Origin of the sequence: Deinococcus apachensis DSM 19763 (genome assembly GCF_000381345.1) — a bacterium.
GTDB classification, from domain to species: Bacteria; Deinococcota; Deinococci; order Deinococcales; family Deinococcaceae; genus Deinococcus; species Deinococcus apachensis.
This window is the reverse complement of sequence record NZ_KB906400.1, coordinates 1-17,278: the sequence shown is the minus strand read 5'-3', so window position 1 is coordinate 17,278 and position 17,278 is coordinate 1. Positions and strand designations below refer to the sequence as shown.

The following is a 17,278-nucleotide window of genomic DNA, read 5'->3' as shown; positions in this document are numbered from 1 at the left end:
CCCGCTCACTTCTGCCACGACACCCGCGTCACGTCCAGGCTCACGATGGGCGAGCCCACGGTCCAGCCCTGCACCCCCTTGCGGAGCGCCACGATGGTGGGGAACTCCATGACCCAGTCGTTCACCGCGTCGTCGCTGAGGATCTTTTGCAGGTCGCGCATCGCCTGCGCCGCCTGGGCGGGGGTGCCGCTCTGGTAGCGCCGGAAGGTGGCCTGGAACTTCGGGCTGTTGTAGCGGAAGTAGTATTTTGGGTCGTTGTAGATGCCGATGTCGTTGGCCTCCACGTGCCCGATGACCGTGGCCTGGTAGTCGGCATTCGTGTAGATCTTGGTGAGCCAGGTGCTGAACTCGATGGAGCGCACCTGCGCCCGGATGCCCACCTTCGCCCACTGCGCCGCGACCGCCTGCCCGATTCGCACCTCGTTCTGGTACTGGGCGGGCAGGTCGAAGGTAAAGGTCAGCGGCTTCTGGTCGGTGTACCCTGCGGCCCGCAGGAGCGCCCTCGCCCGGTCCGGGTTGTAGGGATACGCCTTGCTGAGGTCCACGTAATTCGTCTCGCTGGGCGTGCGGTGGCTGCCGATGGGCGTGCCCTGCCCGAAGAACAGGCCCTGCACGATCTCGGGCTTGTTGGTGGCGTAAGCGAGCGCCTGGCGCACCCGCACGTCGTTGAAGGGGGCCTTGCTGTTGTTCAGCCCGATGGTCATCTTGGTGGTCGAGCCGCCGATCAGGAGCTTCAGATTGGGGTCCGCCCGGATTGCCGGAAGGTTCTCCGGCCCCACCCCGTACCCGATCACGTCCACGTCCCCCGCCTTGAGGGCCGCGAGCTGCGCGTTGAGGTCGGGGATGATGCGGAAGGTGACCTTGGCGAGTTTCGGCAACGACTTGTCGTAGTACCCGGTCCAGCGCGTGAGTTCAATGCTCGTGCCGCGGTTCCAGGCGCTGAAGCGGAAGGGGCCGGTGCCGACCGGGTTCGTCTTCTGGGTCGCCTCCTTGCCCTGCGGCCCGATCACCGAGTCCGAGCGGGCGAGGTTGAAGAGCAGGTCGTTGTCGGGGCGGCTCAGCCGCAGGATGACCGTGGCCGGACCCTGAGCGGTGACCGACCGAATCTGGGCGTAGTACTCGGGGTGGGTGTGGCCCGACTTCGGGTCGCGCGCCCGGTTCAGGGCCGCCACCACGTCGGCCGAGTCGAAGGCCGAGCCGTCGTGGAAGCGCACGCCCGTCCTTAGCCGGAAGGTGTAGGTCAGGCCGTCGGGGGACACGGTGTAGCCGGTCGCCAGCAGCGGCACGATCTTCCCCCGCGCGTCCACGGTGAGCAGGCCCTGCATGACGTTGAGGTTGAACACCCGCGCGATCTCCGCGGAGGGGGAGGCGGTGGGGTCGAGCAGCGGCGGCTCGGCGGCGATGGCGACAGTGAGGGTGTCGGGGGCCGTCTGGGCGGCGACGGCGGAGAGCAGCAGCAGGGTGGTGAGGGCGTATCTCATGACGGACCTCTCTTCCAGTGGGTGTCCCGGGGACGGATGCTGGCTCGGCTGTTCAGATCATAGGCCACCAGAGGCCGTCCCGGTGAGAGGGCCACCCAGCAGGTGCAGGACCCCGTTGAACTGCCGCTTGCCGCTGGAAGGTTGGCGTTCATTCCCTGGGCCAGCCTGAGCCTGGTCCTCCTTTCTTGCCTCGGCGCTGACTCACCGGAAGTCCTCCTTGAGGCCCGCGCCTTGTGATGACCAAGTCGACGGGGACCATCTGCAACCTCGACTGCGTGTACTGCTCTTATCTGGAGAAGGAGGCGCTCTCCCCCGAGAGCCGGAGGCGCCGGGCCTTCGAGATTCAGGTCGCCCACCTCCCCGGCAAGGCTCTGGCGGGGACCATCCACGGTGGTGCAGCGCAGACGCACGGAGCCGGGAGCGAACTGCGGGCGGAAGGTCTCCAGGGAATGCTTGAAGGACAGCCTGCTCGGCAGGCTTTCTTCCCCGCACACCGCGAGACGTGGAATGTCCTCTCAGCTCTACCCGCTCCGGTGGCGCCGTGGGACTGCGCGCCTTCCGCGCCCTTTCCTCCCTTCCTAGGGGCCCGCATTGCTGTGAGGGTGGGACGTCACGGGCCGAACTGGAGGCTCAGCCCCGTTCAGACGACAGGGCCTGGGTCAGAAACCTCTCGACGGTCGCGTTGAAAGGCTCTGCCTCGGTGAAGTTGGGGATGTGACCGACACCGGGCAGGAACGCCAGTTCGGCCTCCGGCAGGTTGCGCTGCAGATACCACCCCACGCTTTCGGGCACCGCGCTGTCGGCCCGCGTCTGGGTCACCAGAACGGGGTGACGCACGTGGGGCAGCAGGGAGCGGTAGTCGGACTCGAAGATGGCGCGCGCCACGGTGCCCGCCACCTCCGCCCTGACGCCGCGCACGCTCTCCGCGATTTCCTGCAGCGGCAGGGACACGGGCTGGTTGAGCAGGATGTCCGTCATGGTGCCCTGCCAGTTCTGCCGCCCGTCAATCAACCCGTAAAACGCGTCGACCTCAGCCCGCTCGAACCCACCACGGTACGTCCCGTCGTTCAGGTACCGCGGGCTCGCCCCGATGAACACCAGCGCGTCGAAGCGCTCGGGACGCCTCAGGGAGGCGAGCAGGCCGATCATGGCACTCATGGACGCCCCCAGCAGCGTGATGTGCTGCAGGTCGAGTTCGTCGATCAGGCGCACCATGTCGGCCGCGTACCCTTCGAGGCGCTGGTGAAGGCCCGCGCGCCACAGCCCGGGATCAGCCTGCCCGAACCCGGCGAGGTCGTAGGTCACGACCCGGTGGGTGCCCTGGAAGGCCCGAACCTGGTGCCGGAAGATCCCCTGATGCGAGCAGAACCCGTGGGCGCACAGCAGAGTCCGCGGCCCGGAGCCGCTGATGGAGACGTTGGATTGCCGGGCGAAGCCGGAGTCAACGGGGGTCATGCGGAAACCTCCCCGGTGGGCGCGGGCGCGGCGTTCTCCTGGGTGAGGATCCGCAGGAAGACGTCCACGATGCGCTCGTCGAGCAGCACCCCCGATTCCTTGCGGAGTTGCTCGGCGGCCTCCTCGGGCGTCCAGGCTTTCTTGTAGGGCCGTTCACTCGTCAGGGCGTCGTACACGTCGACCACCGCGAACACGCGCGCGGCGAGGGGAATGTCCGTGCCCGCCAGTCCCCCGGGATACCCGCTGCCATTCCAGCGCTCCTGGTGGTGCAGCACGACCTCCAGGGTCACGGGGGGCAGGGAGGGGATGTGGTGCAGCATCTCGTACCCGATGCGCGGATGCCGCTGGATAACGTCCCATTCTTCGGGCGTGAGCCTGCCCGGCTTGAGCAGGATCGCGTCGGGAATGGCCACCTTGCCTGTGTCGTGCAGGAACGCTCCCCACCGCAGCGCGTCGAGGTCAGGTCCGGAGAAGCCCAGGGCCCGGCCGAGCCGTTCGGTGTGCTGCACGACGCGGTCGGTGTGACCCTTGGTCTCGTAATCGCGGTATTCCAGGGCCAGCCCCAGGGCCCGCAGGGTCTCCTCCCGGGACTGCTTGAGTTCTTGCAGGTGGGCGCTGCGCTCGACGGCGCGGCTGGCCTGCTCGCTCACGCCGAGCAGCAACCTGCGGGTGTCGCCGTCCACCTCCACCGGGTCGTCCGTCCCGAAGACCATCAGGCCGCGCAGCACGCCCCGGGCCACCACCGGCAGCACCGCCAGCGAGGTCCACACCGGGCGGGGCAGGGGCTCGGGGGCGCTGAACACCGCCTGGCCGGGCCCGGCGAAAAAGGGCTTGAGTCGCCGCAACGCCCCGCACAGCTCCCCACTGCCGTGCGCGTTCATCAGCGGCGCTATCCGCCCCAACAGGGCGTCGGTGGCCTGGCCGGCGCGCAGCGGTTCCGCCAGGGCGGTGCCGTCCACCGGGACGTAAAAGCCGTAGGTATACGGGGTGAGGTCGATGCAGTGGTCCAGGGCCGTCTGGATGTGCTGCTCCGAGGCCTCCTGTACCGCGAATTCCGCCGTCAGGTTCACGAGGTGCTGAAAGCGGCGCAATTGCGTCCGCAGGGCGTCCTCGGCTTCCTTGCGCGGGGTGATGTCCCGGGTGGCGACATACACCTCCACGAGCCCGCCCGCCTCGTCCGTCACCGTGCGGGCGCTGCTTTCCACCCACAGGTACGTGCCGTCCCGGCGCCGCATCCGATAGGGCGGGACGGGGGTGTGGGCGGCCAGGGCGGCCCGCAGGGCCGCTCGGTCTTCCGGGTGAATCCACTCGTCCACCTGGGACCTCAGGAGTTCCCCGGGCGTGTACCCCAGCATGGTTTGTGCTGCGGGCGACGCGTAGAGGCATGTGCCGCCGGGGCTGAAAATCCGGATCAGCGTGTCCGACTGCTCCCCGAAGAGTTGCAGGCGCTGCTCACTCGCCCGGCGCGCCTGCTCGGCCTTGATGCGGCCCGTGACGTCGCGCGTGTTGATCACCACGCCCCTCACGTCCGGGTCGTGAAGGGCGTGGGTGCCGGTGGATTCCAGCCAGACCCAGTGGCCCTCCTTGTGCCGGAACCGGTAGGTCACCAGAACGGGCGTGTCCGGCGTCTCGATCACCTGCTGGAAGGCCCGGGTGGCCTCCTCGCGGTCGTCCGGGTGGATCCCTTCGAACACCTTCACGCCCAGGCGTTCCTCGGGGGCGTAGCCCAGCATGCGCCCTGCAGCGTGGCTGATGTACCGCGTGGTGCCGTCCGGGGCGATGATGGACACCAGGTCGTAGCTGTACTCGGCGAGCTTGCGGTAGTGACGCTCCTGACGCTGGAGCCGCGCGTGGAGCTCGCCGCGCTCCAGCGCCAGGGCACACTGGGCCGCGACGGTCCGCAGGTACTGCCGTTCGGTTTCACCGAGATCCCGGTTCTCCCCGAACGAGAGGGTGAGCGCGCCGGTCACCTGCCCGTTCACCCGGAGGGACAGCACGGCATTGCTGCCCGTGGTCGCCGCATGGACGTGTTGCAGGTGCGGGTACAAGGTGTGCCAGTCCTGGCGTGTCAGGAACAGGTCGAGGCCGTCCCGGATGGCGTCTGTGGCGGGGATGGGGGCGTCCAGGGGAAAGTCGCGCCAGGGGCGCTCGATGCGCTCGGGATAACCGGCGCTCCCCAGGACGCGGAAGCGCTGTTCGTTCACGTCATGCTGGACGACCCCACCGGCGACGGCCCCCACCGCCTCCAGCCCCTGAACGAGAATGACCTGCACGACCTCTTCCGTGGTGTTCGCGCTGGCCAGCGCCGTGCTGAGCCCCTCCAGGGCCCGGGCGCGCTGCTCTGACTGGACCCGGGCCGTCACGTCGCGGGCCTGCACCAGGATGCCGCGGACCCCGGGGTCGTCCAGCAGGTTGATGGCGGTGCCCTCGAGCCACCGCCAGTGGCCATCGGCGTGCCGCACGCGGTACGGGCACAGGGACACTGTGGCGCCGGGGGGGGCGTGCAGGACCTGCTGGTTGATGCGCTCCCGGTCCTCCGGGTGCAGGTAGTCGAGGTTGACGTGGTACTGGCCGGGGACGGGGTTCCGGTCACAGCCGAAGTGGCGGTGTGCCGAGGGGCTCTGGTACAGGATGCGTCCTTGCCGGTCCAGCAGGGTGATCAGGTCCGCGCTGTGTTCGATGAGGGCCTGAAAGGGGGGACTGCTTCCGTCCAGGACACTGAGGTTGAAGGGGGTGGGAAAGTTGGGCAAGCGAACCTCAGTGGTGGGTGGGCCGCCGGGCGGGCCAGCGGGCGATCATGACATGAAAATTAGATGAAGCTTTCTCTCAAGGTCCTTACACGGCTGGGCAAGGCCCAGGGCTGGCGCCCCCCCAAACGCCCGTGGGACACGTCCAGCAGGAGACCCGGCCCCCGCCTCACCGGTCCAACTGGGGCATATCTCACCGCACTTCCCCCGGTGGGGGCCCCTCCATCACACATTGATCACTCCTCGCAAAGCTGCTTAAATTCTGTCCATCAGCACAGTTCCTTCCGGACTGGCTGGTAGGGGCGATGAAGCGTGGTCCTGTATTCGGGCACCTGGGACGCGCGGAGCCAGTGGTGCGACCGACTATCCGTCAACCCGCCAGGTAGGCGGCGCCGTCCGTGTCCCCGGGAGGGGAGAACGCCTCTGTGGCGATCAGGAGCATCCATGAAAATGGTGAACCGAGCCGAGGCTGTGGGCAGCCTAACCCTGAGGGTCCAGCTCACCTGTGGTGGGCCCACAGCCCACGGCCGCCTGACGCCGGGAGTTGACTCGCCGGTGGGTGATGGGATGCCGGTGAAGGCGAGCCCCGTCGACGGGGTTGTCACGGCCGCCCAGGCGAAGAGGGTCTCCCTGCTGAAGGACGCGGCGCCACGTTGCGGCTGGGCCGGACCGTTCCGGCTCCACGTCGGCCACCAGGGTCATGCCCGTGCCTTTGGAGGCCAGCTGCTCCACCGCCCCATCCCGCAGTGCCCGAATCTCGAGGTCGCCTGGAAGTCCCTACCCGGGCGTGGCGCGATCCTCCCCCCGCTGCGGGGGCACTCAACCTCCGAGGACGTCCCGGCGAACGGGCAGGCCTGCCCGTTCGCCGGAGCGTCCGCCTGAAAGGCCCATGATGTCCCGAAGACTCCTGCTCTCCCTGTTTCCCCTGGCCCTGGCCGCTTGTGGCACCGCCCCCGCACCGTCCACGCCCATCATGACCCTGTCCGTGAAGGCGGCGGGTGAGCCCTCACCGGCCATCACCGCGCAGACGGCGGGCCCGCCCCGGCTCTCGGCCAGCGGGGCCCGGCTCTGGGCGGAGGGCGCCCGCCTGTGGGCGGAAGGGGCACGCCTCTGGGCCGAGGGGGCCCGGCTGTGGGCGGAAGGCCGGTACGTCCTCCTGCCCGGCAGCACGGCCTGGCTCCGGCAGATTCATGCCGATGAGGCGCACGCCCTGGCGGGCCGGGCGGGCCGGGGCGTGACCATCGCCCTCCTCGACTCCGGCGTGGACCTGGCCCATCCCATGCTGCGGGGCGCCCTCCTGCCCGGATTCGATTTCGTCAGCGGGGACGGGGACCCCTCGGAGTGGGGGAGCGAGGCGGGCCCCACGTACGGGCACGGCACGGCGGTCGCCGGGATCCTGCGGCAGGTGGCCCCCGGCGCCCGCATCCTGCCGCTGCGGGTTCTGGGGCCGGACGGGTCCGGCCGGGCGGCCGACGTGGCGCGGGCCATCCGGCTGGCGGTGGAGTCCGGCGCCCAGATCATCAACCTGAGTGTGGGCGCTCCCGTCGCCAGCGAGGGGGTTCGGGCGGCGTTGCAACACGCGGCGTCGCGGGGGGTCCTGGTGGTGGCGGCCAGTGGCAATGATGGGGGCCGCTGGCCCCAGGCCCCGGCCGACGCGCTGAACGGCAAGAACCTGCTGGGGCAGCTCGGCCTCTCGGTCACGGCGGTGGACCAGCAGGGGGCGCTGCCCGACTGGAGCAACCGCGGTGGGGAAGTGCGCGCCCCCGGCGCCGGTCTCGACACGGCCTATCCCGGTGGCCGGATCGTCACGGCGAGCGGCTCCTCCTTCGCGGCGCCCGTGGTGAGTGGCGCGCTCGCCCTCGCCCTCGCGGAAGGCCGAGGCGCCCGTGCCCTCGCCGCCCGGGTCTCATCTGGGGGGCTGCTCGACGCGGCGGCGCTCCTGAAATGACGGGCCGCGAAGCGCCCAGACCGGACCCCGCATGACCACCCTCACACCTTCCCTCACCCACCTGCTGTCGCGCGCCCGCGCCCTGCGGGGGCAGGACGACCACCGGGCCGCCCTGCTTTTCGAACAGGCGGTCAGCGCGGCGCGCGCCCAGGAGGACCCGGTGAGCCTCGCGGACGCCCTGAACGGGCTGGCTGGCCTGGAACACGCCCGGGGAGACAGCCCGGGGGCCCTCCTGCACCTCGAGGAAGCCCTCGCGCTGCGGGAGGCGGGCCAGGACCGGGAGGGCGCGGCGGTCGTCCTGTGCAACCTCGGCGCCGTTCACCTGGACCTGGGCAGCTACAACACGGCGCTGGACTACCTGCTGCGGGCGGACGTGGCGGCCGTGGACGCGAGCCCGGCGCGGGCGGCGATGGTGGCGGGCAACCTCGCCCGGACGTACGACGCCCTGAACCTGGCTGAGGAGGCCCTCGCGCACTCGCTGCGGGCGCTCACGCTGACCCGGGCCGCCGGGCAGGCCCCCGCGGAGGCGGCCGTCTCCATCAACCATGCCGACCTGCTGCGCCGCCGGGGGGAGTTCGCGCGGGCCGACGAGTTGCTGGGCCGCGCCCTCGAGCTGGTGGGCCGCCGGGGCGTCCTGGCGGCGGGCGCGTTCCAGGGCCTGGGGCAGCTGCGCCGGGACGAGGGACGCCTGCCGGAGGCCCTGGCGGCGTTCCGGGAGGCGCTGCGGGAGGCGGAGGAGGACCAGGATCTGGACGCGGTGCTGGAGGCGCGCTGCGAGGCGGGGGAGACCCTGCTGGACCTGGGGCGGGCCGGGGAGGGGCTGGCCCTGCTAGCGGTCGCGGCACAGTCCGCCGGGAGCAGCGGGCGCACCCGGACCTGCGCGCGGGCGCTGACCCTGCAGGCCCGGGCGGCCGAGCAGGGCGGCGACCCCGCGGCGGCCCTCGCCCTGCTCCGGCAGGCGCACGCCGCGGAGACGGAGGTGCTGCGGGCCGAGGCGGAACGCCGCACCCGGGAGCTGACCGCCCGGGGGGAGCTGGAAAAGGCCCGGGCGCAGCTGGCGCGGGAACAGGCCCGCTACGAGGCCGAGCATCACGCCAAGGAGAAGCTCGCCCGGGAGCAGGCGGCGCGGCTGGAGGAGCTGGAGCGCCTGGCACTCTACGACGCGCTCACGGGGCTGCCCAACCGGCTGCTCCTCTCCGAACGGGTGCGGGCCGCCCTGGCGACCGCCGCCGCCCAGGGCGGGCAGGTCGCGCTGGGCGTGCTGGACCTCAACAAGTTCAAGGGGATCAACGACACCTACGGCCACCACATCGGGGACCTGCTGCTTCAGGGGGTGGCGGCGCGGCTCACGGCGGCGCTGGGGCCCCAGCCCACCGTGGCCCGGACGGGCGGGGACGAGTTCGTGGTGCTGGTGCCGGGACCGGAGGCGGGCGCGCTGCCCAAGGTCGCCCGCTGCATCCTGGGGGCCTTCGATGAGCCGTTTTTTCTCGACGGCGTGGAGCTCGCCATGCGCCCGAGCCTGGGCTTTGCCCGCTACCCGGACGAGGCGGCCGACCTCGCCGGGCTGCTGGAGCACGCGGATCACGCGATGTACCGCGCCAAGGCCCGCGGCAGCAGCTTCGAGTTCGGCGTGGTCCACGCGGAGGTGGCGCCCGCGACCCTGGAGGCGGCGCTGCACGGGGCGCTGAGGGCGGGGGAGATGCACCTCGAGTACCAGCCCCTGGAGGACCCGTCCGGCCGGTGGACCGGCGTGGAGGCCCTGCTGCGCTGGCGCAGCCCGGTGTACGGCAACGTGACGCCCGACCAGTTCCTGCCCCTGGCTGAGCGCAGCGGCCTCAGCCTGCCCCTGGGGGAGTGGACCCTGTGGCAGGCGTGTGCGGAGCTGGCCCGGCTGCCCGGCCTCACCCTGGCGGTGAACGTCTCCGCGCGGCAACTGGCGGACCCGGGCCTACCGGAGCAGGTCCGCCGGGCCCTGGGGGAGGCGGGCGTGGCGCCGGAGCGGCTCGCCCTGGAGGTGCGCGAGGAGGTCGTGGCCCGCGCGCCCGAACGGTCCCGGCAGGCCCTGGAGGACCTGCGCGCCGCCGGGGTGCGATTGACCCTGGACGACTTCGGGGGGGGCTTCGCCCATTTCGCTGGCCTGACCCACCTGCCGGTGCACGCGGTAAAGCTCGACCGGGCCCTCGTCCACGGGCTGGACAGCGGGCCGCGGGGGGCGGCCCTGGTGGGGGCCGTGGTCAACCTCGCTCGGGCGCTGGACCTGGATGTGATCGCCAAGGGCGTCGAGACGGTCACCCAACGGCGCCACTTGCGGGACCTGGGGGTGAAGGGCCTGCAGGGGTTCCTGATCTCCGCCCCCCTGGGGGCCGACGCGCTGCGCCGCCGGTTGTGATGGGCGGCCTTGGAGCGGTTGAGGCGCTGCGGCGGACCAAGGGCGGTGCCTTGGAGTCAGCGTGACGTGTGGGGACGATGCCTCGGAAACTGTGTTCCTGGGTGAAGCCTCCTGGAAGACTGCACGGGGCCGGATTTTGAGAAAGGGCGACGAGCGGGACACCATCACCTTCCAGCCTCAAACGCCTTGCTGTGGCTGAGGAGGCCACGTGGCTTCACGCGGGATTGACCGGCTAGTGGCTGAGCCATTGCCAGAGGATCAACCCCCACAACACCAGCAGGACGAGCAGCGCGATCCGCAAGAACACGCTGAACCACCCGAAGGCGAACCGCTGACGCTTCCTCCTCGCCACAGGCCGCAAAACCTAGCACACCTCATCCCACCCGTCCCTCCGGCGGGTTTCTTCATGTTCCTTCATCTACAGGAGGCACCCCTGCCGCCAAAAACTTCTTGCGAAAAAATTCCAATTGTTAGACATCCTCAGGTCGTGCGTCATACTGATCGGAAAGTGAAGTGGCGAATTCAGCGCAGTGAGTCCGTTCAGATGACCCTCGTCGCCCTCCTGGTACTTGTTCTAACCCTCGGGCTTGTGCAGGTCCTGATGCGCTGAGCTCGCGGCCATTCTCCGGTCCCCTGCAACAGGGGGACTTCCCATTGCCCTGCCCGGCTTCCCGGCTATAGCGGGTCCTCCACATTCAGGAGAGGAGGCCCGGCCCGAGAAAACATTGATATTCGCTGCTCTTCCGTCGCCAATGGGCTTCAATGTGCCGCCTTCAACGTAGAAATCAACACGCCCGCGAGAGTGACGTCCTTCCTAGCCCAGGCCCAGTGTGCGTGCGAGACCCGCGCGTTCATCTGTGCTGAGGAGGTCTGAGGCCCGGCCCCAGCGCAGGGTCGCTCTGAGGGCCAAGCTGACCTGGGCAACACGCAGCTGGGGGCTGGGCCTGCATCAGGGGGTAAGGACTTTCAGGCGACCAGGAGGGCCAACCACCGCAAGTACGGCCAGAAGCGTGGCATCGACCCGGAGGGGAACCGGGGCCTTGCCGGTGAGCCGGAGATTGCCGCGAAGATCACGGCGCTGGACCGGGTCGATCACGGCCTGAGAGTGCACCCGCCGATCAGGGCAGCTCCGCAAGATACAGCGGGGTGTTGGAGCGATCCGAAGATTCGGAGCTGGATTCGCGGCAACGGCGACCTGGTGCTCGAGCGTGCATCCACCGCCGCTGGCTCCAGATGAGACTGCTTGTCATCGCGGCGTTGCGGAGGTCGAGCCCTGAGCTGCGGCGGGGCTGGCCCGCGACAGCACCACTACTCCCGGCGAGCACAAGCGCCACCTGGTGTTGGAGCATATGCTTTCAGTTTGGTCCGGGAGCACCCGCCAAGTTCTGGGCCTGACCGACCGCCAGGGCGGCGACCATGAGGCGGGCGCGAGGAGAACGGGAAGACGCACACGCTGCGTGCTCCGGGTCATGGGAAACCTCCAGGGGTGCAAGGGACCTCGGTCGTCGCAGGGCCAGGTGGGTTGGAGAGTGTCGCCAGGTCCCATCGGGGGCGCACCTCCTTCAGGGTGCGCCCGATGATCGTCTCCTCCTTCCCCGGTGGGAGGGGCGCTCTGGTGTCGAGGGGCCGCGCTCCCCTCTGCCCATCCGCCCCGCCGACCTGACCCCCGTGGAGATCGTCACCCTGCTGGAGGAGCGCACCGCCCTCGCGGATTAGCTGGGCTGTCATGAGGACATCCGGGAGGTCCTGACGGCACAGGGTGGCCAGAGCCTCGACCGCGCGGGCCATGAGGTTGTCCCCCCGAGCCCGGTAGCGGGCGGCCTCCCCAAAGGCGCGCAGCCTCGGCGTACTCGCCCAGCGCCACCTTTGAGTCAGCCAGCGCGCGTCATTTGGCCATTGGGGGATTCAGGGCGGCACTCCCAGCCGTCAGATCGTGAACCGGCTGCGCGAGGCGGGGGCGCTGGAAGTCCACTTCCGCGTATCCAGCCCGCCCATCACGCACCCGTGCTTCTACGGCATCGACACCGCCGCCCGTAAGGAACTCGTCGCCAGCACCCACAGCATCGAGGATACCTGGGAGCTGATCGGCGCCGACACCCTCGCCTTCATCAGCGAGCCTGACGGCAGGCCATCGGCGGCTCAGGCCTGTGTGGCGCATGCTTCACCGGGGACTACCCCGCGGGAACGCCGCTGCTGAACGACGTGGACAAGCTGGCGCTGGGGGTTTGACCGAAGGGGAGGGCTTTCCCCGCCCTCCTCACTTCAGCCCACCGGACGGCAGCCGCTGAGCTCAAGCTGGCCGGTGCGGTTGTCCTTCATGTAGGAGCCCTGGCTTTGGGTCACCCAGGTGAACTGGGTGTTACGGGCGGAAGTGCCGCTGGGGTTGCGGTTGAGTGTCTGGGACTGTCCCGCAAAATCAACCCGCACGGTTTTCGTCCTTCGCGTGACGTGAACCCGCACCCCACCCTGACACTGGAATGTCACCTCGGCCTGGACCGCGTCATGCGCAGCCCCGGTGTAGGAACTGCCATCTGCCAGGGCCGTGCCTGTAACCAGCAGAAGGCCAGCTTGCAGGACGCCAAGGCACACTCGAGCCGTAAGTTGTTGCATTTGTGAAGTATTTCATAGCGGGTTGTCTCCTATGATGAGGGATCTTCGCTCCCGCACTCATCTGGACGGCTCGACCTCGCGACTTTCACCTGGGAGGTCACCGGGCAGCACTCCGGCACCAACGATCCCGAATTCCTGAACCCTTCCCTCGGGGGTCAGGCCGAAGATCACGGTCCAGGGAACGTTCCGGTCCCCCTCAAACGTCGCGGTGCGCGTGTAGTAAGTCAGACTGCCGCCACGAATCACGTTCTCCCGGAGTACTCGTGTCTCCGCGCCGTAGGTCTTGGCTCCTTCCGCGCGATAGGCCGCGAAAGCAGCGAAATTGCCCCATTCGGACTGGACGCCGGGCGTAAATACCTTCCACACCAGTTCCAGTTGCCCGCTGTACAGCAGCCTGGTCAGCCGCCGACCGCGCTCCAGAGCCACAGGAGTAGAGCCTCTGAGCGATTCCGGGGTGGCAGGAGGGGCCACCGCAGCCCCGGCAACACTGGGGCCCGCCGCTACCGGGGGAGTGGCAGGCCGTGGGACAGGAGCGGCCTCTGAGCGCCGGGCCGTGGTCGCCGACGAGTTAGAGGTCACCGCCGTTGCCCCGCGAGAGCTCGCGGGAGACCCGGCCGAACCCGGCTTCGCCGTGCTCGCCGTAGCTGTGGAAGGGGCCGACCGGGAGGGGGCCACCGTTGCGGGGGCAGTGATAACGGAAGTCACCTCGTCGGGCGGACCAGACGAGGAGGGCCTGATCAGGTCCAACACGCAGATAAGACCAGTCATTGCACAGCAAACCACAAGGGTGCGTGTGTCCGTCCACCGCATCAGCACCTCCTGACGTTCCCAGGTTCACACGGAAGTTACCTTCCCTGCATGTTTGGTGCAGAGTCCCCACATGGTAACGTATCCTCCTTTGCTTGGAGTCCCGCACGCGGTAGATACTTGATCCACGACGATTCCGCAGCCACATGAGAAGTTGGGCATCAGGATGACACTGCGAAAGACACTGACGAGGCCGTGCCTGTGAAGGGTGGAGAAGGCGCGGCGGATGCGGCAGAAGTCATCGTACCCTCAGCGGCACGGAAGAGACCCGAAACGTTACGCTTCACACAGGCCAGTAACGTCTCCACGCCGAGGTTGATCGGTGGATGAATAGCTAGGGACGCCTCCTGGTGCAGTTCCTCAAGGTCCTCGGTGCTCACGACCGTGTACCGGGTGCACATGACGAGGATGGTATCCCGCAGGCAGACTTGTGGTTGATTTGCCAGCCTTCCCGGGTCATCAGCACGTGAATGCGGCGATACCCGTACCGGACCCGGGTCTGAGCGATCTCGGTCATCCTGTGCAGGATGACCAGCTCGTCCACCTGGACCTGAGGCGCGTACCGCTGCACCGAGCGCCACACCTTCAGCACCCGACACGCCCGCCGCTCGCTCACCCGGAAGGTTCCCTGCAAGTGACCCACCAGGTTCCGCTGCTGGACGGGCTTTATGGCTTTTTTAACACCACATCCTGAAGCATGGCCTTGTCCAGGCTCAGGTCCGCCACCAGTTGCTTGAGCTTCCCCTGTCGATCTCCAGCCGATGACCCTCAGTCAGCCTTGTCTACTTTTCGGGGAGCTGGCCCCTCCTGGGCTGTACCTTTTCAACGGCGTGTGGGGTTATGTGCTGACTCGACTTGCGTCCACTCCTCCAACTCCCTTATACTGTGAGAAATTTTATAGACGAGTATCTCCATAGCGGCAAGGGTTGCCAATCTGTGGGATTCTATCGCTCGGCTAGAAGGGGGCGGACTGCACGAGGGCATGAAAAATACCGTTAGTGCGCGGCCTCTGGACCAGCGAACCCTGTTGCGGAAGTTGGTCGGTTGAAGCGCTCCATTCGGTGATCAAGGCCAAGCCTCAAGCTGTTCTAAACGATGCAGCAGCTTTCCAGAAGGGAGGTGCACATGCGGGAAGCACCGGCTGAACGTCTGTCCTACCAGACCCCCCAACTGCATAGGCTGGGGAACTGGAAGCACTTGACCCAGGCCCCGCCCTCTTCGCCAGGCCGGAGTCCCAACGGCCCACCGGGTCCCATCGGTAACCCCAATCACTAGTTTGGGAGGGGTCCCGGAAGGGATTGGCGAGGACTGGCGCCGATGTGAAGGGCGCAGCCGCTTGTCCGTTGTCCCACCACTCCAGATTGAGTTCTCTGTCACCCAGTCTGACCCAAGTCCGCAGGAGGACACCATGCAAGAAGGCAAGAAGAACCAGAAGACGGAACGCCGCGCCTACGGGCAGCCCGAATTGCAGAAGCTGGGGAGCTGGAAGCAGCTCACGCAGCAGATGCAGGCGCAGACCTGGAAGGGAAGCCGCAAGTACTGACCTCCGGAGCCTGACTGCTGGCAGCTTGTAGCACAGAAAACGACAGGGGTCCAAGTCAGGTCGAAAAGCCGCTCATCTGAGCGGCTTTGATGCTATGAAGTGGATCGGCAGACGTGTTCCTCGGCGCGGCAGGCCCCAGAGGGGAACTGTGTGCCGCGCGGCAGGTGGATGAAGTGCCTAACAGTGACAGGAGTCTTTAGGAACCGAGCGTACGCCAGAACGTGAAGACAAAGTTCAACTTCAGATACGTGAGCAGGACCGAACTGCTTCGGTGGCTGAAATTCGGGAGCGCGCCGGATGCTCAGTTATCCCCACGGTTCGGTCTTTTGTGCTGCCTGCTTTGTCCTGCCGCTTTGGATATCCGCCCGGGTCCGGCCACGACCCGCCGCCCTAGGTAGGTGGGCTCGTCCCTCTCCTCTCGGACCCGGAGTGGTGACCCTGAGGGTGGGGAAGCCCAGGACGCTGTCATGCGACCCCCCGGCTCCAACCCAAATCGGGCATCCGCGTGGTTTGGTGCTCCCTGACTCACACTCGCCACGAACATCTTCCTGGCCTCCGTACTGACCCGGCGACAGGGAACGTGTTGCCAGGATCAACTGAAAGCCCTGATGTTGTGTCTTGAGGAGGCCGACCATGAGATGGTTGTTGCTCACGCTCACTGGCTTGCTGATGCTGGAGGCCTGCAATTCCGAGGAGGTGTCGCCGATGCATGCCTCTTACAGGAGCGGGGTGGGCCGTGCCCTGCTTGTCGCGGCCCGGTTTGTGCCGTTATCCAGCCCCGCTGAGCATGAGCTACCGACGCTGGTGTCGCGGTATGGGTACTGGCAGGGGGCGCAAGGGGTGCTGGAGCAGTACGAGAACATGCAGTATCGCCCGCGGCAGTTTGCCGCCGGTCTCACCCTGGAAACCGGCGCCACCAGCTACGGCACCCAGGTCGTGGCTAACCCCGGCCCCTACGCCCGCTGGGACGCCCTCTCGCTGCCCAACACCTATATCGTCACCGTCCAGGGCCAGCCCGAGGTCGTCCACTTCACCCTCAGCCGACCCGCCCGGGTCGGCCTGATCTGGCGCGCCGGTTCCTTCCGCCCCGGTTGGCTGGGCTCCTGGTCGCAGAACGGCAGCGTCCAGGTCACCCGCTCGGGCAGCACCCTGACCTACCCGGTGTTCGTCAAGGACCTCCCCGCGGGCCAGGTCAGCCTGCCCAGCGTGGGCTACCCCAGTGAGAGCGGCACCCAGAACTACAGCGTGATCGTGGGCGAGCAGGGCGGGGTGGCCCCGGTGGTGCCCGCCGTTCCGGCGGGCCAGACCGTGCCGGTGCCCAACCAGAGTTGCCCGGCCTGGGTGCATGATCAGTACAAGGCCCAGGGCCCCGACGGCCAGTGGTACCCCACCTGGCACCCCCAGATCGACCCGGTGTACTGGTGCTACTTCCGCCACGAACACGGCTCTGATCCCAAACTTGCGGGGGTAGACGCGGGTGGCAAGCCACTGTACACGCCGCTGTACGGCTACACCGCCGCGCAGGACGGCCATAGCGAGCCGCACGAGGGCTTCAAGAGCCAGGTGTTCCGGAACACCGACGGAACCTGGTGGAACGTGACGGTGCATATGGGCTCCAGCGGCCTGGGGCGGGTCTGCACCCGCTACCACACCTTCGACCTGGGGGTGACCGACGGCCAGACCCTGAAGGCGGACGTGCACCTGATGGGGGACTTTGGGCGGGCGAGGTATTCCCCGGCGACCAATATGGTCGCGAACGTGACCGGGTGCAAGGACGCGGCGGGCAATCTGGTGGATCAGAACAGCATCCGCGACATGGGCTCCCGCACGCTGGGGTCACCCAACACCAACGGGTATGAGCCGTGGGTGGTGGACAACGAGTACAACGTGACGGGGTTCTTCCCGAACTTTTTCAGCGTGAAGCAGAGCTTTCCGATGACCCGCTGCGCGGTGGTGCCCAGTTGCACCTCGTTGCAGGACCTGATGGCGCTGGACCCGGTGCACTCGGGGAGTGAGCGCTTCCTGGAATATGGCCCGACGCGGGTGGTGGCGGGGGACCACGGCCAGAATGTGGGGGTGTACTACACCGATCCGATGGGCGCGAAGTTCGTGGGTTCCAGCGTGACGGGCGCGACGCGGCAGTTCATCGCCAGCGGCTTCCGCTCGACCCTGACGTCACCGCCGGACCCGACCGGGTATTGCACGGCGCGCGACGCCTGGGGGGTGGAGTTCAAGTGCCAACTCCGTTTCCTCACCGGCGACAAAAACCTCGAACACTCCCTCAAAGCTCCTAACTGA

The 17,278-nt window shown here is 68.1% G+C and carries 9 protein-coding genes, 1 pseudogene and 1 riboswitch; of the genes and pseudogenes, 5 read left to right on the top strand and 5 right to left on the bottom strand.

The annotated features are described in order from the left end of the window. Nucleotides 1-5 precede the first annotated feature (5 nt). The 3 genes from F784_RS0106945 to F784_RS24435 all read right to left on the bottom strand — a co-directional run bounded on the left by F784_RS0106945 (nucleotide 6) and on the right by F784_RS24435 (nucleotide 5,686). Nucleotides 6-1,481, bottom strand: coding sequence for an ABC transporter substrate-binding protein (locus tag F784_RS0106945; protein ID WP_019585998.1), 1,476 nt, complete (start codon nucleotides 1,479-1,481; stop codon nucleotides 6-8). Nucleotides 1,482-2,111: 630 nt separating this feature from the next. Next, nucleotides 2,112-2,936, bottom strand: coding sequence for an alpha/beta fold hydrolase (locus F784_RS22460; RefSeq protein ID WP_019585997.1), 825 nt, complete (start codon nucleotides 2,934-2,936; stop codon nucleotides 2,112-2,114). After that, nucleotides 2,933-5,686, bottom strand: coding sequence for a PAS domain S-box protein (locus F784_RS24435; protein ID WP_019585996.1), 2,754 nt, complete (start codon nucleotides 5,684-5,686; stop codon nucleotides 2,933-2,935). The genes F784_RS22460 and F784_RS24435 overlap by 4 nt, the downstream gene beginning before the upstream one ends. Nucleotides 5,687-5,972: 286 nt before the next feature. Continuing rightward, nucleotides 5,973-6,057: riboswitch (cyclic di-GMP riboswitch) on the top strand. Nucleotides 6,058-6,572: 515 nt separating this feature from the next. Between F784_RS24435 and F784_RS22450 the strand changes: the two genes are divergently transcribed. From F784_RS22450 to F784_RS25180, 3 genes and pseudogenes are all read left to right on the top strand, one after another. Then, nucleotides 6,573-7,631: a S8 family serine peptidase gene (locus tag F784_RS22450; RefSeq protein WP_019585994.1), complete on the top strand. Its 1,059-nt coding sequence runs from the start codon at nucleotides 6,573-6,575 to the stop codon at nucleotides 7,629-7,631. A gap of 31 nt (nucleotides 7,632-7,662) precedes the next feature. Further along, a complete protein-coding gene (locus F784_RS22445; protein ID WP_019585993.1) occupies nucleotides 7,663-10,020 on the top strand; it encodes a putative bifunctional diguanylate cyclase/phosphodiesterase in 2,358 nt (785 codons plus the stop codon). A gap of 1,912 nt (nucleotides 10,021-11,932) precedes the next feature. Further along, a pseudogene (locus F784_RS25180) lies at nucleotides 11,933-12,249 on the top strand (amidophosphoribosyltransferase); the annotation flags it as partial. Nucleotides 12,250-12,282: 33 nt separating this feature from the next. On the opposite strand, the gene F784_RS0106900 reads toward F784_RS25180, so the two are convergent. Next, on the bottom strand, nucleotides 12,283-12,630 hold the full coding sequence (locus F784_RS0106900; protein ID WP_019585990.1) for a hypothetical protein: 348 nt from the start codon (nucleotides 12,628-12,630) through the stop codon (nucleotides 12,283-12,285). Nucleotides 12,631-12,687: 57 nt separating this feature from the next. Further along, nucleotides 12,688-13,056, bottom strand: coding sequence for a hypothetical protein (locus F784_RS0106895; protein WP_019585989.1), 369 nt, complete (start codon nucleotides 13,054-13,056; stop codon nucleotides 12,688-12,690). Between the two features lie 1,789 nt (nucleotides 13,057-14,845). On the opposite strand from F784_RS0106895, the gene F784_RS27510 reads away from it, so the two are divergent. Next, the gene (locus F784_RS27510; RefSeq protein ID WP_019585986.1) at nucleotides 14,846-14,980 is read left to right on the top strand and encodes a hypothetical protein; all 135 of its coding nucleotides are present in this window, start codon (nucleotides 14,846-14,848) and stop codon (nucleotides 14,978-14,980) included. A 633-nt stretch (nucleotides 14,981-15,613) separates the two neighbouring features. Next, entirely contained in the window at nucleotides 15,614-17,278 is a 1,665-nt protein-coding gene (locus F784_RS24430; RefSeq protein WP_157465099.1) for a hypothetical protein, read from the top strand.